Raw genomic sequence first — 19,921 nt, 5'->3', positions numbered from 1 at the left:
CGACCATGACGTCTTCGACCCCTTCGAACCCCTCCGGTTCCGCCCAGTCCTCCGGGCCGTCCGGGTCCTCCCGGCGGGACCGCGCCGAGGCGCTGCCCGAGGAGATGCGGGAGGCGCTGCGGCGGCGGCTCGCCGGCCGGTCCGGCGGCGCCGCCCCCGCGGCCCGGCAGGGCATCCCGCGCGCCGACCGGGACCGCCCGCTGCCGCTGTCCTTCGCCCAGCAGCGCCTGTGGTTCCTGGACCAGCTGCGGCCCGGCGACGCCCGCTACAACAGCGCGGTCGCGGTCCGCTTCACCGGCACGCCGGACCAGCAGGCGCTGCGCGCGGCCCTGGCGGCCGTGGTCGCCCGGCACGAGGCCCTGCGCACCACCTTCGAGGAGACCGACGGCCGGCCGGTGCAGCGCGTCCACCCGGCGGGCCCGGTGCCGCTGCCGGTCCGGGACACCGGCGACCTGGACGCGGACCTGCTCATCGAGTACTCCCGCCCCTTCGACCTGCGGCACGGCCCGCTGCTGCGCGCCCTGCTGCTGCGCGAGTCCCCGACCGCGCACGTCCTGCTGCTGACGGCCCATCACATCGTCACGGACGGCTGGTCGATGGGTGTGGTCCTGGACGAGCTGTGCACCGCCTACGACGCCCTCGCGCACGGCAGCGCGCCCGAACTGCCGCCGGTGCTCACGCAGTACCCCGACTTCGCGGTGTGGCAGCGCGCGCAGCTCTCCGGCCCCCGCCTCGAACGCCACCTCGCGTACTGGAAGGAGAAGCTGGCCGGGGCGGCGGCACCCGCACTGCCCCTGGACCGGCCGCGGCGCGGCGAGGAGGCGGGCGAGGGCGCCGTCCACACCTTCGCCGTCCCGGCCGCGCTGACCGGACGCCTGCGCGACCTGGCCACCGGACACCACGCCACCTTGCACACCGCGCTGGTCGCCGCCGTCCAGGCGCTGCTGGCCCGCTGGTCCGGCCAGGACGACATCACCGTGGGCTCCCTCACCCCCGGCCGGTCCCGCACCGACCTGGAACGCACCGTCGGGTTTTTCGTGAACACCGTCGTGCTGCGCACCCGGGTGGACGCCGCCGAGTCCTTCGGGGACCTGCTGGCGCGGGCGGCCGAGACGGTCGGCGAGGCCTTCGCCTACGGCGACACGCCGTTCGAGCGGATCGTGGATGCGGCGGGCGCCCACCGCGAGGCGGGCCGCAACCCGCTGTTCGACGTGATGGTCCTGCTGCACCCCGACCCGCCCGCCGCGACCGCTCCGCGCGGCCTCGCCACCACCCCGGTCACCGTGCCCCGGCACGCGGCCACCTTCGACCTGAGCGTGGAGTTCGTCCCGGACGGCGAGGGCCTGACCGGCCTGCTGGAGTACCGCACCGACCTGTTCGACGCCGCCACCGCCGAGCGGCTGGCCGGGCAGTTGCTGCGGCTGCTCCAGGGCGCGGCCGACGCCCCGGACCGCCCGCTGGGCAGCCTGCCGCTGCTGTCCGGGGACGAGGCACGGCACGTCCTGCGCGACTGGAGCGCGGGCCCGCGCCTCACCGCGCCCGACACCGTCCACGCGGAGACGTTCCAGCGCCGCGCGGCCGACGCCCCGGACGCCCTCGCCCTCGTCGCGGGCGGCGAACGGCTGGACTACGGCACGCTCAACGCCCGCGCCAACCGGCTCGCCCACCACCTGATCGCGCTCGGCGCCGGCCCCGAACGGCTGGTCGCGCTGCGCCTGCCGCGCACCGCCGACATGATCGTCGCGATCCTCGCCGTGTGGAAGTCCGGCGCCGGCTATCTGCCGCTGGACCCGGCCCTGCCCGAGGAGCGGGTCCGCTACCTGCTGGAGGACGCCCGTCCGGCCCTGGTCCTGGACGAGGACGCCCTGCGCGCCGTCCCCGCGACCGCCCCGGACACCGACCCCGCCGACGCCGACCGGCGCGCCCCGCTGGACGCGGAGCACACCGCCTACGTCATCTACACCTCCGGCTCCACCGGCCGGCCCAAGGGCGTCGCCGTCTCCCACCGCGCGGCGGCCCATCTGCTGGCCGCCCACCGGGCCGGCTTCGTCGCCGAGGCGGGCGGCGGCCCGCTCAACGTCGCGCTCACCGCGTCGTTCTCCTTCGACACCTCCCTCGAAGGCGTGCTGCTGCTCGCCGACGGCCACCCGCTGCACCTGGTCGACGAGGTCACCCGGATGGACCCGGCCGCCCTGGTCGAGTACGTGGTGGAACACCGGATCGACTTCCTCGACGTCACCCCGTCCTATCTGCGGCAACTGCTGCCCGCCGGGCTGCTCACCGACGCCCGGCACCACCCGCGCGTCCTCATGCTCGGCGGCGAGCCGGTCGGACCCGCGCTGTGGCGGGAACTGGCCGCCCACCCGGACGTGACCGCCCACAACTTCTACGGACCGACCGAGTGCACGGTCGACGCGCTGTCCTGCCGGATCGACGGCCGCGACCGCCCGCTGGTGGGCCGCCCGCTGCCCGGCCTGCGCGCCTATGTGCTGGACGGCCGGCTCCGGCCGGTGCCGCCCGGCGTCGGCGGCGAGCTGTACCTGGCGGGCCCGCAGCTCGCCCGGGGCTACACCGGCCGGCCCGGCCTGACCGCGGCCCGCTTCCTGCCCGACCCGTACGGGGCGCCGGGGGAGCGGATGTACCGCACCGGCGACCTGGCCCGCTGGACCGCCGACGGCCGCCTGGACTACCTGGGCCGCGCCGACGACCAGATCAAGGTGCGCGGCCACCGCATCGAACCCGGCGAGATCGAGGCCGCCCTGCTCGCGCTGCCCGGCATCACCGCCGCCGCGGTCGTCGCCGTGCCCGACCCGCACGGCCACGCCCGCCTCGCCGCCTACGTGGTGCCCGCACCCGACGCGCCCCGCCCCGCCCCCGCCGACCTGCGGGCGGCCCTGCGCCGGGTGCTGCCCGACGCGCTGGTGCCCTCCTCCTTCACCGCGCTGCCCGCGCTGCCGCTGACCACCAGCGGCAAACTGGACCGCCGCGCCCTGCCGGCGCCCGAGAACACGGACGAGGAACGCCGGTACACCGCCCCGCGCACACCCGACGAGGAGACCCTGGCCGGCATCTGGGCCGAGGTGCTCGGGGTCGCCCGGGTGGGTGTCACGGACAACTTCTTCGAGCTGGGCGGCGACTCGATCCTGAGCATCCAGGCCGTCTCCCGGGCCCGCGCCGCCGGCCTGCACATCGGCTCCCAGGACGTCTTCCGGCACCAGACGGTCGCCGACCTCGCCGCCGCCGCGTCCCGCCGCACCGCCCCCGTGCCCGCGCCCCGGCGCCCCGAGGACGACGGGCCCGCCCCGCTCACCCCGGTGCAGGAGTGGTTCTTCGCCACGCACGGGCCGCTGCGCCACTTCAGCATGTCCATGCTGCTCGACCTGCCGCACGACCTCGACATCCGCGCGCTGGAGACGGCACTGCATGCCCTGGTGGCCCGGCACCCCGCGCTGCGCACCCGGTACACCCGCACCGACGGCACCTGGCGGCAGCACCCCGGCGCCGGCCCGGCCACCGCACCGCTGGCCCGGTACGGCGCAGACACCGCACCCGCCGAGGCGGCGCAGACCGCCCGCGCCGCCCTGGACCCGGCCACCGGCACCCTGCTGAGCGCCGCCCTGCTCACCGGCCGGGACCGCCCGCGCCTGTTCCTGACCGCCCACCACCTGGCCGTCGACAGCGTCTCCTGGCGCATCCTGCTCGGCGACCTGGAACAGGCCTACCGGCAGGCCGCGGCGGGCGACGAACCCGCACTGGAACCCGAACACACCCCGTTCGCCGCCTGGGCCCGCGACCTGGCCGCGCGGGTCCGCTCCGGCGGCCTCGACGACGAACTGCCCTACTGGACCGAGGAGACCGCGCAGCCGCGCACCCCGCTCCCCGTCGACCTGCCCGGCACCCCGCTCGCCGGGTCCGTGCGCACCGTCCGCACCCGCGTGGACCGCGCCACCACCGAGGCCCTGCTGCGGCGGGTCCCGGGCGTGTACCGCACCCAGGTCAACGACGTGCTGCTGAGCGCGCTCGGCCGGGTGCTGGCCGACTGGACCGGCACCGGCCGGGTGACCGTCGCCCTGGAGGGCCACGGCCGCGAGGAAGACCTCGCCGAGGGCGCCGACCTGTCCCGCACGGTCGGCTGGTTCACCACCCAGTACCCGGTCACCCTGACCCCGGCGGACGACTGGGGGACCACCCTCAAGACCGTCAAGGAACGGCTGCGGGCGGTGCCCCGCCGGGGCCTGGGCTACCAGGCCCTGGGCCACCTCGGCTCGCCCCGGCCCGAGGCCCGGCCGCTCGGCGGACTCCCGCTGCCGCAGGTCTGCTTCACCTACCACGGCCAGTGGGAGGCGTCCGCCGGAAGCGACTTCGCGCCCGTCGCCGGCGTACCCGGCCGGGACACGGACCCGGACGCGCCGCTGGACCACCTGCTCGACGTGTCCGCGCTGGTCTCCGACGGCGAACTGGAGATCACCTGGCACTACAGCGACCGGGTGCACCGCGCCGGCACCGTCGAGGAACTGGCCGCGGCCATGGTGCGGGCGCTCGGCGCCCTCACCGAGCACTGCGCCGCCCCCGGCGCGGGCGGCCGTACCCCGTCCGACTTCCCGCTGGCCCGGCTGGACCAGGCCGCGGTGGACCGCCTCGCCGGTGACGGCCGGGACGTCGAAGACCTGCTGCCCCTCACCCCGCTCCAGGAAGGCATGCTCTTCCACCGGCTGGTCGGCGGACCGGACGACGTGTACGTCGACCAGGCCGCGCTGCTGCTGGAGGGCATCACCGACCCCGGTGCCCTCGCCCTGGCCTGGCAGCGGGTGACCGACCGCACGCCCGCCCTGCGCACCCGCGTGGTGTGGGAGGGCGTGCCGGTGCCGCTCCAGGTCGTGCACCGCACCGTCCGGGTGCCCGTACGGCAGGTGGACTGGCGGGAGCTGGACGCGGCGGAGCGCGCCGGACGGCTGGAGCGGCTGCGCGCCGACGACCTCGCCCAGGGCATCGACCTCCATACGGCACCCCTGATGCGGCTCACCCTCGTCCGGCTGCCCGACGCCCGGCTGCACCTGCTGTGGACCTCCCACCACCTGATCCTGGACGGCTGGAGCCTCGCCCAGGTGCTCGCCGACGTGTTCGAGGAGTACGCGGCGCTCACCACCGGCGCCGCCCCCAGACCCCCGGCCCGCCGCCCGTTCGGCGACTACGTGCGCTGGCTGGCCGGCCAGGACACGCGGGCCGCGCACGCGCACTGGCGGACCGTCCTCGCCGGCTTCGCCACCCCGACCCCGCTGCCCGCCGACCGCGTCCGGCGCCCGGGTCACGAGACCCGCTCCGCCGGCGTGCACACGGCCGGGCTGTCCGGCGAGGTCTCCGCGCGGCTGGCCCGGACCGCCCGGGCGAAGGGACTCACCCTCGGCACCGTGGTCCAGGGCGCCTGGGCCCTGCTGCTGTCCCGCTACGGCGCCGAACCCGACGTGCTGTTCGGCACCACCGTCTCCGGACGCCCCGACGACCTGCCCGGCGCCGAGTCGATGGTGGGCATGTTCATCAACACCCTGCCCACCCGCGTCCGCGTGGACGGCGGCCGGAGCGCCACCGACTGGCTGCGACGGCTCCAGGAGGAGCAGGCCGAGGCACGGCGGTTCGCGGCGGTCTCGCTGGCCGAACTGACCTCGCTGAGCGACGTGCCCGCCGGCAGCCCGCTGTTCGACAGCATGGTGGCCTTCGAGAACTACCCCTTCGACCAGGCCCGTTCGAACGCCACCGGGATACGCCTCGCGGACGTCTCCGCCCGCGACGCCACCAACTACGCCCTCGTCCTGCGGGCCTACCAGGGCGAGCGGTTCGGCTTCGATCTCGCCTACGACCCCGAGCTGTTCGACGCCGCGACCGTGCGCTCCCTCGCCGGCCGGCTCTGCCTGCTGCTGACCGAGCTGGCCGACGACCCGGACCGGCCCGTGCGTGCCCTCGCCTGGACCACCGCCGAGGAACGGCACCGGATGCTGACCGGCTGGAACGGCACCGAGGAGGGCCGGCCCGCCGCCACCCTGGACGCCCTGTTCGCCGCCCAGGCCGCCCGCACCCCCGGCGCCGAGGCTGTCACCTGCGGCGGGGAACGGCTGGACTACGCCACCCTGGACGCCCGCGCCGGCCGGCTCGCCCACCGGCTCGCCGAACTCGGCGCCGGACCCGAGCGGTTCGTGGCCCTCGCGCTGCCCCGCTCCACCGACCTCGTCGTCGCGGTCCTCGCCGTCCTCAAGACCGGCGCCGCCTACCTGCCCGTCGACCCGCACCTGCCCCCGGAACGCCTCCGGCACCTGCTCGCCGACGCCCGACCGGTCGCCCTGGTGACCACCGGGCCGACGGCGGCGGAGACGGCCGTACCCCGGCTGCTGCTCGACGACCCGGACGTACGCGCCGACCTGGCCCGCCGGCCCGCCGCCGGCCCGCCCCGCCGTGCCCTGCCCGACAGCCCCGCCTACGCCATCTACACCTCCGGCTCCACCGGCCGGCCCAAGGGCGTCGTCGTCCCGCACGCCAACGTCGTCCGGCTGTTCACCCGCACCCGGCAGTGGTTCGGCTTCGGCCCCGACGACGTGTGGACGCTGTTCCACTCCTACGCCTTCGACTTCTCCGTCTGGGAGCTGTGGGGCCCGCTGCTGCACGGCGGCCGGCTCGTGGTCGTCCCCGAGGACACCGCCCGCTCCCCGGAAGACTTCCTGCGCCTGCTCGCCGACGAACGGGTCACCGTCCTCAACCAGACGCCCTCCGCCTTCTACCCGCTGATCCGCGCCGACGCCGAACTCCCGGACGTCAGCCGCCGCCTGGCGCTGCGCACGGTGGTCTTCGGCGGCGAGGCGCTGGACGTCACCCGGCTCGCCGACTGGTACACCCGCCACCCGGACACCGCGCCGCGCCTGGTGAACATGTACGGCATCACCGAGACCACCGTGCACGTCACCCACGCGCCGCTGGACCGCGCGGCCACCCGGGCCGGCACCGCGAGCCCCATCGGCACCGGCATCCCCGACCTGCGGCTCTACGTCCTGGACGGCACCCTCCAGCCGGTACCGCCCGGCGCCGTCGGCGAGCTGTTCGTCGCCGGCGAGGGTCTGGCCCGAGGCTACCTCGACCGGCCCGGCCTCACCGCGGCCCGCTTCCCCGCCGACCCGTTCGGCCGGCCCGGCACCCGCATGTACCGCACCGGCGACCGGGCCCGCTGGCGGGCCGACGGCACCCTGGAGTACCTGGGCCGCGCCGACCAGCAGGTCAAGATCCGCGGCTACCGCATCGAACCCGGCGAGATCGAGGCCGCCCTGCACGGCCACCCGGACGTCGGCGCGGCCGCCGTCGGCGTGTACGAGGACACCGCCGGGACCCGCCGGCTGGTCGCCCACGTCGTGGGCACCGGCACCGGCGACCGCGCCCTGCCGCCGCCGCCCGCCGCCGAACTCCGCGCCCACCTGGAGAAGCTGCTGCCCGCGCACATGGTGCCGGCCGCCTATGTGCCGATGGCCGCGCTGCCGCTCACCGGCAACGGCAAGCTGGACCGGCGCGCCCTGCCCGCGCCCGGCCCCGACGGCTTCGCCGCCGACGGCCCGCGCACCCCGCCGCGCACCCTCGCCGAACGGCTGGTCGCCGCCGCCTGGACGGACGTCCTGGACACCGACGAGGCCGGCGCCGACGACGACTTCTTCGCCCTCGGCGGCGACTCCATCCTCGCCGTCCGCGTCACCTCACGGCTGCGCGCCGCCTTCGGCACGGACGTCTCGCCCCGGCTGCTGTTCACCCACCCCAAGCTGTCCGACCTCGCCGCCGCGCTCGGCGAACCCCGTACCGGGACAGCCGCCGACACCATCCCGGCCACCGACCCGGACACCCCGGCCCCCCTGTCGTACGCCCAGCAGCGCCTGTGGTTCCTCGACCGGTTCGAGCCCGGCAGCGCCGAGTACACCACCCTGTCCGTGCTGCGGCTGCGCGGCCCGCTCGACACCGGCGCGCTGCGCACCGCGCTGGACGGTCTGGTCGCCCGGCACGAGGCGCTGCGCACCACGTTCGCCGAACACGACGGCCAGGCCCGGCAGATCGTCCACCCGCCCCGGCCCGTGGACCTCCCGGTGACCGGCCTCGCGGACGACGCGGCCCTGGACGCCCTCCTCGACCAGGAGGCCGCCACCCCCTTCGACCTGGCCGCCGGCCCCCTGCTGCGGGCCCGGCTGGGCCGGTTCGCCGCCGACGCGCACGTCCTCGTCCTGGCCGTGCACCACATCGTCACCGACGGCTGGTCCGTCGGCGTACTGGCCCGGGACCTGGGCGAGCTGTACGCGGCGGCGCTGGACGGCCGCCGCCCCGACCTGCCCGAACCGGCCGTGCGCTACGCCGACTACGCCACCTGGCAGCGCGCCCGCGCCGCACACGCCGACACCGAACTCGCCTACTGGCGGCGCGTCCTGGACGGCGTGACCCCGCTGGAACCGCCCACCGACCGGCCCCGCCCGGCCGTCCGCGGCCGTGACGGCGCCCTGCTGACGTTCACCCTGCCGGCCGCGCTGACCGAGCGGCTGCGCGAACGCGGCCGGGAAGCCGACGCCACGCTCTACACCACGCTGGTCACGGCCTGCCAGGTGCTGCTCGCCCGCTGGGCGGGCCAGGAGGACGTCACCGTCGGCACCGTCACCGCCGGCCGGGAGCGGTCCGAACTGCACGACGTGGTCGGCATGTTCGTCAACACCCTGGTGCTGCGCTCCCAGGTGCGCCCCGGACTCTCCTTCCGGGAACTGCTGCGCCAGGTGCGCGGCACCGTCCTGGAGGCGTTCGCCCACCAGGAGGTGCCCTTCGAGCGGGTCGTGGACGCCGTCCAGCCCGAGCGGGACACCAGCCGCACCCCGCTGTTCCAGGTCATGGTCGCCCTGCACAACCTCGGCGCCGCACCGCCCCGGCTGCCCGGCCTGGCCGTGGAACCGGTCACCCCGCCGGTCCGCACCGCCACCTTCGACCTCGCCTTCGACTTCGTGGAGGACGACGGCGGCCTCACCGGCCACCTGGAGTACGACACCGGCCTGTTCGACGCCGCCACCGCCGAACACCTCGCCGCCCGGCTGCGCGTCCTGCTGGAGGCCGTCGCCGAGGACCCCGGACAGCGCGTGGCCCGGCTGCCGCTGATGACCGACGCCGAACGCACCCGGGTGCTGGGCCACGGGCAGGGCGCCCGGCTGCCCGAGCCGGACACCACCTTCCCCGCCCTCTTCCAGGCCCAGGCCGCCCGCACCCCGCACCACACCGCCCTGGCCGCCCGCGACACCACCGTGGACTTCGCCGGGCTGAACCGGCGCGCCAACCGGCTCGCCCACCACCTCATCGCCCGGGGCGCCGGCCCCGAGGACGTGGTCGCCGTACGCCTGCCGCGCACCTCCGACCTGGTCGTGGCGCTGCTCGCGGTCCTCAAGGCGGGCGCCGCCCTGCTCTGCCTGGACCCGGAACTTCCGGCGGAACGGCAGCAGTTCCTGCTCGCCGACGCCCGGCCGCGCCTGCTGCTCACCGACCTCGACGCGGTGCCCTGGGACCTGCTGCCCGACCACGACCCGACCGACGCCGACCGGGTCCGGCCCCTGCTGCCCGGGCACACCGCCTACCTCGTCTACACCTCCGGCTCCACCGGCCGCCCCAAGGGCGTCGCCGTCGAACACCGGCAACTGGTCAACCTCTGCCACGACCACCGCACGGGCCTGTTCGCCCCGCACACCGCCGGCGGGCGGCGGCTGCGGGCCGCGCTCAGCGCCTCCTTCTCCTTCGACACCTCCTGGGAAGGACCGCTGCTTCTCGCCCTCGGCCACGAGGTCCACCTCATCGACGAGGACGTCCGCCTGGACCCGGGGGCGTTCTGCGCCCAGGTCGCCGGGGACCGCCTCGACCTGGTCAACGTCACACCGTCGTTCCTGCGCGAACTGACCTCCGCCGGGCTGCTCGCCCCCGGCCGCCACCACCCGCGCCTGCTGCTCGTCGGCGGCGAGGCCGTCACCGCGGCCGGCTGGCGCGAACTGGTGCGCGCCGACGAGGAACTGGGCGTGGCCGTGTACAACATGTACGGGCCCACCGAATGCACCGTCGACGCCGTCTACGGCCGCGTCACCGACCGGCCCGGCCGCCCCGTCATCGGCCGCCCCGGCGGCAACCTGCGCGCCTACGTCCTGGACGCCGCGCTGCGCCCGGTGCCGCCCGGCGTGCCCGGCGAGCTGTACCTGTCCGGGGCACAGGTGGCGCGCGGCTACCTCAACCGGCCCGGACTGACCGCCGCGCGCTTCCTCGCCGACCCGTTCGGAGCACCGGGGGAGCGCATGTACCGCACCGGGGACCGGGCCCGCTGGGACGCGGGCGGACTGCTGGAGTTCCTGGGCCGGGTGGACGAACAGGTCAAGATCCGCGGGTTCCGCATCGAGCCCGGCGAGGTCGAGGCCGCCCTGCGGGACCACCCGGACGTCGCCGACGCCGCCGTCGCCGCCCGCGAACACGCCGGCCGGCTCCTGCTCGTCGGCTATGTCGTGCCCGCCGCCGGCCGCGTCCCGTCCGCCGACGCCCTGCGGCTCGCGCTGCGCCGCACCCTGCCCGACCACATGGTGCCCGCCGCGTTCGTCCCGCTCGCCCGGATCCCCCGCACCACCAGCGGCAAGACCGACCGGCGCGCCCTGCCCGCACCGCCCGCCCAGCCCGACAGCGGCACCCCGTACATCGCGCCCCGGCCCGGCACGGAGGAACGCCTGGCCGCGATCTGGGCCGACGTCCTCGGCGTCGAACGCGTCGGCACCCGCGACAACTTCTTCGCGCTCGGCGGCGACTCCATCCTGAGCATCCAGATCGTCGCCCGGGCCCGGCAGTCCGGGCTCGCCCTCACCACCAAGGACGTGTTCCGGCACCAGACCATCGCCGAACTCGCCCTCCGCGCCACCGAGTCGGCCCCGCCCGCGGCCGTCGCCGAGGAGACCGGCGAGGCACCGCTGACGCCGATCCAGCACTGGTACCTGGACGGCCGCGACCCCGGACAGCCGCTGCGGTTCACCATGACCCAGCGCCTCGAACTCGCCCCCGGCACCCAGCACACGGCGCTCCAGGCGGCCGTCGCCGCGCTCGTCGGCCACCACCCCGCCCTGCGCACCCGGTTCCACCGCACCGCCGACGGCTGGCGCCAGGAGGCGCTGCCCGCGGCCCCGGACGGCGTCTTCACCCGGCACCCGGTGTCCGGGCTGGACGACACGGCACTGGAGGCCGAGGCCCAGCGGCTCACCGACGCGGCGCAGCGGACCCTCGACCCGGCCGCCGGGCGGGTCCTCCGCGTCCTCCACCTGGACCGGGGAACAGACCTCCCGGGCCAATTGGTCATCACCGCACACCACTTGGTGATCGACGGCGTGTCCTGGCGGATCCTGCTCGCGGACCTGGAGACCGCCCACCGGGCGGCCGCGGCCGGCCGGCCCGCCGACCTGCCCCCCGCCGGCACCTCCTACGCCCGCTGGGCCGCCCGGCTCGACCGGCACACCCGCTCCGGCGCCCTGGACGCCGACCTGCCGTACTGGACCCGCACCGGCACGGCCCCCGCCGGCCTGCCCGCCGGCCGCCCCGGCCCGAACACGTACGGCACCGCCGCCACCCTCACGGTCACCCTGGACGAGCCGACCACCGGCGCCCTGCTGCGCCGCGTCCCGGAGACCTACCGCACCCAGGTCAACGACGTCCTGCTCAGCGCCCTCGGCCGCACCCTGGCCCGCTGGTGCGGACGCGACACGGTGCTGCTCGGCGTGGAGGGCCACGGCCGGGAGGAACTGTTCGCCGACCTGGACCTGTCGCGGACCGTCGGCTGGTTCACCGCCGAGTTCCCGCTCGCCCTGCGCGTCGCCCCGGACGCCGGCTGGCACGACACGCTCCGCTCGGTCAAGGAACAACTGCGCGCGGTGCCCCTGCACGGCCTCAGCCACGGCGCCCTGCGCCACCTCGTCCCGGACAGCCCGCTCGCCGGCGCCCCGGCACCCCGGGTCGGCTTCAACTACCACGGACAGTGGGACGCCGACGGCACCGGCGCCGACGGCCTGGTCCGCGGCGCGCTGCCGCCGGCCGGCCGGGACACCGACCCGGACGAACCCCGCCCCTACCTCCTGGACATCACCGGCGTCGTCCAGCACGGCCGCCTCGAACTCGGCTGGACCTACCCGGCGGCCGTCTACGACCAGGACACCGTCCGCCGGCTCGCCGAGGAGACCCTGACGGCCCTGCGCGAGATCGCGGCGCACTGCGCGGACCCCGGGGCCGGCGGCCGCACCCCGTCCGACTTCCCGCTCGCCGGCCTCGCACCGGACCAGCTCGACCGGCTCGTCGGCACCGGCCGGCACACCGAGGACGTCCTGCCGCTCACCCCGCTCCAGTCCGGCATGCTCTTCCACGGACTCGTCGACACCGAGCACGCCTACTTCGACCGCACGGCCGTACGGCTGTCCGGCGTGCCCGACCCGGACGCCTTCGCCGCCGCCTGGCAGCAGGTCGCCGACCGCACCCCGGCGCTGCGCACCAGCGTCCACTGGCACGGCCTGCCCCACCCGGTCCAGGTCGTCCACCGCCACGCCGAGCTGCCCGTCACCCGCCTCGACTGGCGCGCCCTGACACCCGCCGAACGCGCCACGGCCACCGAGCGGCTGCTCGCCGAGGACCGCGCGGCCGGCCTGGACCTCACCACCTCGCCGCTCACCCGGCTCACCCTGGCCGCCCTGCCCGGCGACGAGGTGCTGCTGCTGTGGTCCACGCACCACATCGTCCTCGACGGCTGGAGCACCGGGCAGCTGCTCACCGAGGTGTGCGAACGCTACGCCGCGCTCACCGGCGGCCCGGACCCGGCACCCGCGGTACGGCGGCCCTTCGCGGACTTCCTGCACTGGCTCGCCGCGCAGGACGAGACGGCGGCCGAACGGCACTGGGCCGAGACCCTCGCCGGGTTCACCGCCCGCACCCCGCTGCCGTACGACCGCACGCCCGCCGAGGCCCACCGCGCCCGGTCCGCGGCGAGCGTCCACCACGCGCTGGACCCGGAGGTCTCACGGCGGCTGCGGGAGGGCGCCGCCCGGGCCGGACTCACCGTCAACACCGTGGTGGAGGGCGCCTGGGCGCTGCTGCTGGCCCGCTCCGGCGGCCGGGACGACGTGGTGTTCGGCACCACCGTCTCCGGGCGCCCGGCCGAACTGCCCGGCGTCGAGGGCATGATCGGCATGTTCATCAACACCGTCCCGGCCCGGGTCCGGATACCGGCCGGACCGGTGCTGCCGTGGCTGCGCGACCTCCAGGAACGGCAGAGCGACGCCCGCCGCTTCGACTTCCTCGCCCTGCCCCGCATCCAGGCCGTCAGCGAAGTCCCGCCCGGCGAAGCGCTGTTCGACAGCATGGTGGTGTTCGAGAACTACCCCGTGGACGAGTCGGCGACGGCCCGCACGGGCGTCCGGGTCGAGGAGGTGCGCGCCGACGACGCCACCACCTTCCCGTGGTGCCTGCGCGCCCACCTCGCCGGCCGGCTCGCCTTCGACCTGGCCTACGACCCGGCCCTGTTCGACCCCGGCACCGCCGAGCGCGCCGCGGACCGCCTCGCCGCGCTGCTCACCGCCCTCGCCGACGGGTTCGACACCGACCTGGCCGGCCTGGACCTGCTCACCCCGGCCGACCGCGCGCTGCTGGCCGGCTGGAACACCACCGCCCGTCCGGCCGACCCGCGCAGCCCCGTCGACCTGTTCGCCGAGCAGGCCCGCCGCACCCCGGACGCGCCCGCGGTCCGCGACGGCGACCGCGTCCTGACCTACCGTGAGCTGCACGACTGGGCGACGGCGCTGGCCGGCCGGCTGGTGGCCGGCGGGCTGGCACCCGAGGACCGCGTGGCGCTGGTGCTGGACCGCTGCGCCGAACTCGTCGTCGCCCAGCTCGCGGTGCTCCTGGCCGGCGGCGCCTACGTCCCCGTCGACACCCGCGCCCCCGAGGAACGCCGCCGCACCCTGCTCGCCCGGGCGGGCACAGCCGCCCGGCTCACCACCGCCGACGTGACCGCCGCCCGCCCCGGCCCCGCGGACCCCCGGCCCCCGGCCGCCGGCCCGGCCGCCGACCCCGACCGGCTGGCGTACGTGATGTTCACCTCCGGTTCCACCGGGCTGCCCAAGGCCGTCGCGGTGCGGCACCGGGACGTGGCGGCGCTGGCCACCGACAGCCGGTTCGCCGGCGGGGTGTGCGACCGGGTGCTGCTGCACTCGCCGGCCGCCTTCGACGCCGCCACCTTCGAGGTGTGGGCACCGCTGCTGAACGGCGGCTGCGTGCTCGTGGCGCCCGGCGACACCGTGGACGCGGCCCTGCTGCGCCGGCTGGCCGGCGACGCCGGACCGACCGCGCTGTGGCTGACCGCCGGACTGTTCCGGCTGCTCGCCCAGGACGCCCCCGACTCCTTCCGGGGCCTCAGGCAGGTCTGGACCGGCGGTGACGTCGTCCCCGCGCAGGCCGTGCGCCGGGTGCTCGCCGCCTGCCCCGGCCTGACCGTCGTGGACGGCTACGGGCCCACCGAGACCACCACCTTCGCGACCAGCTTCGCCCTCGCCGACCCAGCGGCCGTGCCCGGCACCGTCCCCATCGGCCGCCCGCTGGACGACATGCGGGTGCACGTCCTCGACGCCCGGCTGCGGCCCGTGCCGCCGGGCTGCCCGGGCGAGCTGTACCTCGCCGGCGAGGGCGTCGCCCGCGGCTATCTCGGCCGTCCCGGCGACACCGCCGCCCGCTTCCTCGCCGACCCGCTCGGTCCGCCCGGCACCCGGATGTACCGCACCGGCGACCTGGCCCGGCGGCACCCGGACGGCACCGTCGAGTTCCTGGGCCGCGCCGACGACCAGGTGAAGATCCGCGGCTTCCGGGTCGAGCCCGGCGAGGTCGAGGCCGCCCTCGCCGCCCACCCGGGCGTCGTGGACATCGCCGTGCTGGCCCGCGAGGACCGGCCGGGCGCCAAACGGCTCGTGGCCTACGTCGTCGGACCGGCCGGGCAGGACGGCGCGGAACTGCGCGCCTTCGCCGCCCGCACCCTGCCCGACTACCTCGTCCCCACCACCGTCGTCCCGCTCACCGCCCTCCCGCTCAGCCGCAACGGCAAGGTCGACCGGGCCGCCCTGCCCGCACCGGACACCGGCCCGGGGCGGACCCGGGTCGAGCCCCGCACCGAGGCCGAGCGGCGTGCCGCGGCCGTCTTCGCCGAGGTGCTGGGCAGCGAACCGCCCGGCGCGGAGGACGACTTCTTCCAGCTCGGCGGCGACTCCATCCTCAGCATCCGGCTCGCCTCCCGGCTCGCCGAGACCTTCGGCACCGACCTCACCCCGCGCGCGGTCTTCACCCACCCCACGCCGGCCGCGCTGGCCCGCCTGCTCGCCGCACCGGGCGACACCGGCCGCCCGGCACTGGTGCCGGTCGCCCGCGACGCGGTCGCGCCGATGTCCCACGCCCAGCAGCGCCTGTGGTTCCTCCAGGAGTTCGAACCCGGCGGCGCCGAGTACGTCACCGCGCTCGCCCTGCGCCTGCGCGGCACCCTGGACACCGGCGCGCTCCGCGCGGCACTCGCCGCCGTGGTGGCCCGGCACGAGTCCCTGCGCACCACCTTCGACAGCGTCGACGGGCACGGTGTCCAGATCGTCCACCCGCCCCAGGACGTGCCGCTGCCGCTGCGCGACCTGTCCGGGCTCGCCGGACCCGCCCGCGAACCTGAGCTGCGCCGTCTGCTCGCCGAGGACCGCGCCCGCCCCTTCGACCTGCGCGAGGGCCCGCTGCTGCGCGCCGGTCTGGTCCGGCTCGGCACGGACGACCACGTGCTCTCGCTCGCCCTGCACCACATCGTCACCGACGGCTGGTCCACCTCCGTCCTGCTCGGCGACCTCGCCCACCACTACCGCGCCGCACTCGGCGCCACCGAGGCGGAACTCCCGCCGCTCCCCGTGCAGTACGCCGACTACGCGCACTGGCAGCGCGCCACCGGCGACACCGAGTCCGCGGAGCACCTCGCCTACTGGAAGGAGCAGCTCGCCGGCACCGCACCGCTGGAACTGCCCGCCGACCGGCCCCGGCCGCCGGTGCGCACCAGCGCCGGCGCGACCACCCGGCTGGTGGTGCCCGCGGCGGCCGTCCGGGGGCTCACCCGGCTCGCCCGGGACCACGGCACCACCCTGTTCACCACGCTCGTCGCCGCCGCCCAGACCTACCTGGCCCGGCTGTCCGGCGCCGAGGACGTCACCGTCGGCACCGTCACCTCCGGCCGCGACCGGCCCGAGACCCAAGGACTCGTCGGGTTCTTCGTCAACACCCTGGTGCTGCGCTCCCGGGCCGCGGCCGACCGGCCGTTCACCGCCTTCCTCGGCGACGTCCGGCGTACCGTCCTCGACGCCTTCGCCCACCAGGACGTGCCGTTCGAACGGGTCGTGGACGAGGTCCAGCCGGTGCGCGACACCAGCCGCAGCCCGCTCTTCCAGGTCATGGTCGTCCTCCAGAACACCCCGACGGCCGGTCTCGACCTGCCCGGCCTGCACGTCACCGACGTCGAACCGGAGTCGGAGCAGGCCGCGTTCGACCTCACCCTGGAGTTCGCCGAGACCGCCTCCGGTGACCTGCACGGCCTGCTCACCTACAACACCGACCTGTTCGAGGCGGCCACCGCCGAACGGATGGCCGGCCAGCTCGGCACCCTGCTGCACGCCGTCGCCGAGGACCCCGGCCGCCCGCTCGGCGCGCTGCCGCTGGCCTCCGCCGACGAGCTGAGGCGCCTGTCGGCCCAGGGCCGGAGCACCTTCCGCCCGGTGCCCGAGACCACCCTGCCCGCCCTGTTCGAACGGCAGGCGGCCCGCACCCCGGACGCGGTGGCACTCGCGGACGGCGACCGGGAACTGACCTACGCGCAGACCGACCGGGCGGCCAACCGGCTGGCCCACCGGCTCCTGCGGGACGGCGTCGGACCGGAGCGCGTGGTGGCCCTGGCGCTGCCCCGCTCCGCGGCGAGCGTGGTGGCCCAGCTCGCCGTCGCCAAGGCCGGCGGCGCCTTCCTGCCCGTGGACCCCGGCTACCCGGCGGAGCGCCGCGCGTTCATGATCCGGGACGCGGGCGCCCACCTGGTCCTCGACGACCCGGCCCAGGTCTGGGACGCCGACGGCGCGGACACGGCGCCCACGGACGCCGACCGCCCCACCGCGCTCACCGTCGGCCACCCCGCCTACGTCATCTACACCTCCGGCTCCACCGGCACACCCAAGGGCGTCGCCGTCACCCACCGCGGCCTCGCCGCGTTCGCCGCGGCCGCCGCCGCGCAGTACGCGGCGGGCCCCGGCGACCGGGTCCTGCAGTTCGCCTCGCCCAGCTTCGACGCCTCCGTCCTGGAACTGTGCGTCTCGCTGCTCGGCGGCGCCACGCTGGTCACCGGCGAGGAAGGACCGCTGGTCGGGGAACGCCTGGCCGAGGTGCTCGCCGGGCGGCGCATCAGCCACACCCTGATCCCGCCGGCCGCGCTCGCCACCGTACCGCCCGGCACCGCCGCCGCCCTGCCCCACCTGCGCACCCTCATCGTGGGCGCCGAAGCCTGCCCCGCCGACCTGGTCGACACCTGGGCCCCCGGCCGCCGGATGATCAACTCCTACGGGCCCACCGAGGCCACCGTGGTCGCCACCTGGACCGGCCCGCTGACCCCCGGCACCGGCGCCCCGTCCATCGGCCGCCCCGCCGCCGGCACCCGCGTCCACGTCCTCGACGCCGCGCTGCGCCCCGTACCGCCCGGCGTGACCGGCGAGCTGTACCTCGCCGGGCCCGGCCTCGCCCGCGGCTACCTCGGCCGGCCCGGGCTGACCGCCCAGCGGTTCCTGCCCGACCCGTACGGGGCGCCGGGGGAGCGGATGTACCGCACCGGGGACCTGGTCCGCTGGACCGCCGACGGCCGGCTCCGGTTCGCCGGCCGCGCCGACGACCAGGTCAAGCTGCGCGGCTTCCGCATCGAGCCCGGCGAGATCGAGAGCGCGCTGCGCCGCAGCCCCCTGGTGCGGGACGCCGTGGTCGTCGTCCGCGCCGGGGAGAAACCCGGCGCACCGGACCGGCTCGTCGCCTACGTCGTCCCGGCCGAGCCGGCCGGCACCGGCCTGCCCGTCGGCGACCTGCGGCTGCACCTGGGCGGACTGCTGCCCCCGCACATGGTGCCCTCGGTCTTCGTGCCGCTCGACCGGCTGCCGCTCACCCCGAACGGCAAGACCGACCGCCGGGCCCTGCCCGCACCCGGCCCCGCCCAGGCCCCGGACGGACCGCGGACCGCGCCGCGCACCGACACCGAACGCCGTATCGCCCGCGTCTGGGCCGACGTCCTGGGCATCGGGGAGGTCGGCGCCGACGACAACTTCTTCGCCCTCGGCGGCGACTCCATCCTGACCATGCAGGTCGTCTCCCGGCTGCGCCGCGACGGCCTGCACGTGGCCACCCGGGACCTGTTCACCCACCAGACCGTCGCCGAACTCGCCACTGTCGTGCGCACCGCGCCCCGCCCGTCCGCCGACGGCCCGGCGACCGGCGAGGTGCCGCTCACCCCGATCCAGCACTGGTTCCTGACCACCCCGCGCGCCGCCCACCACCACTTCAACCAGTCGGCGCTGCTGGAACTCGACGGCACCCCCGACCAGGGGGCGCTGCGCACCGCGCTCGACGCCCTGCTGGAACACCACGACGCGCTGCGCATGCGGTTCACCCGCGACGAGCACGGCTGGCGGCAGTTCAACCCGCCGCCCGCCCCCGGCCACGGCCTCCTCGTCACCCACGACCTGACCGGCCTGTCCGCCGACGAGGCCGACGCGGCCATGGCGAAGGCCGCCGACGAACTGCACGCCGGTTTCGACCTGGCCCGCGGCCCGCACCTGCGCGCCGCCCTGTTCACCGGGGAGGCGGACCGGCCCGCGTTCCTCCTCCTCGTCGCCCACCACCTGGTCGTGGACGCCGTCTCCTGGCGCATCCTGCGCGACGACCTGGAGACCGCCTACGGGCAGGCCCTGGCGGGCGGCCCGGTCACCCTGGGGGAGCGGAGCACCAGCTTCCGCGAGTGGTCCCGGCGACTCGCCGCCCATGTCGCCGAAGGCGGCCTCGACCACGAACTGCCTTACTGGGAACAGGCGGTGCGCACCGAGGAGGCCCCGGCCCCGGCACCCGGCGCCGGACCGGCCGCCACGGTGAGCGTGGAACTCGGCGAGGAGGACACCACGGCCCTGCTGCGCGCCGCGCCCACCGCCTACCGCACCCGCGTCAACGACGTGCTGCTCGCCGCCCTGGCCCTGGCCCTGGCCCGCTGGACCGGACGCGACCGGGTCCGCCTGGACCTGGAGGGCCACGGCCGCGAGGACCTGCTCGACGGCGTCGACCTGACCCGCACCGTCGGCTGGTTCACCACCGTCCACCCGGTCGCCCTCCAGGTGCCCGACCCCGGCGCCTGCGGTCCGGACCGCGACTGGCGGTCCCTGGTGAAGTCGGTGCGCCGCCAGTTGCGCGCCGTACCCGGCAACGGGATCGGCTTCGGCGCGCTGCGCACCTTCGGGCCGCCCGAGGTCCGCGAACGCCTCGGCAACAGCGCCCACAGCCAGGTGGTGTTCAACTACCTCGGCCAGTGGGACGCCCGCCCCGAGACCGGGGACGGCGGCCTGGTCCGCGCCGAACACGGCTCCCTCGGGCAGGACCACGACCCCCGGGACCCCGGCTCCCACCTGGTGGAGGTGGTCGGCGCGGTCCAGCAGGGCCGGCTCGCCTTCACCTGGCACCACCGGCCCGGCGTCCACGACACGCAGACCGTGCGCCGGGTGGCCGAGGACTTCGCCGAGGCCCTGCGCCAGTTGGCCCGGCACGCCCGGGGAGGCCGGTGACGACCTTCCGCCCCCGCGAG

At 76.7% G+C, this 19,921-nt stretch carries 1 protein-coding gene; it reads left to right on the top strand.

Annotated elements, in window-relative coordinates; genetic code table 11:
- Positions 1–5: 5 nt before the first annotated feature.
- Entirely contained in the window at positions 6–19,901 is a 19,896-nt protein-coding gene (locus ACH4OA_RS01030; protein ID WP_397966970.1) for a non-ribosomal peptide synthase/polyketide synthase, read from the top strand.
- Positions 19,902–19,921: the final 20 nt, after the last annotated feature.

Origin of the sequence: Streptomyces sp. NPDC017095, from assembly GCF_044332325.1 — a bacterium.
GTDB lineage: Bacteria > Actinomycetota > Actinomycetes > Streptomycetales > Streptomycetaceae > Streptomyces.
This window is presented reverse-complemented; position numbering and strand designations above follow the sequence as displayed.

Coding starts and splice junctions, on each gene's coding strand:
- ACH4OA_RS01030 (WP_397966970.1), top strand. CDS start 6: ATGACGTCTTCGACCCCTTCGAACCCCTCCGGTTCCGCCCAGTCCTCC.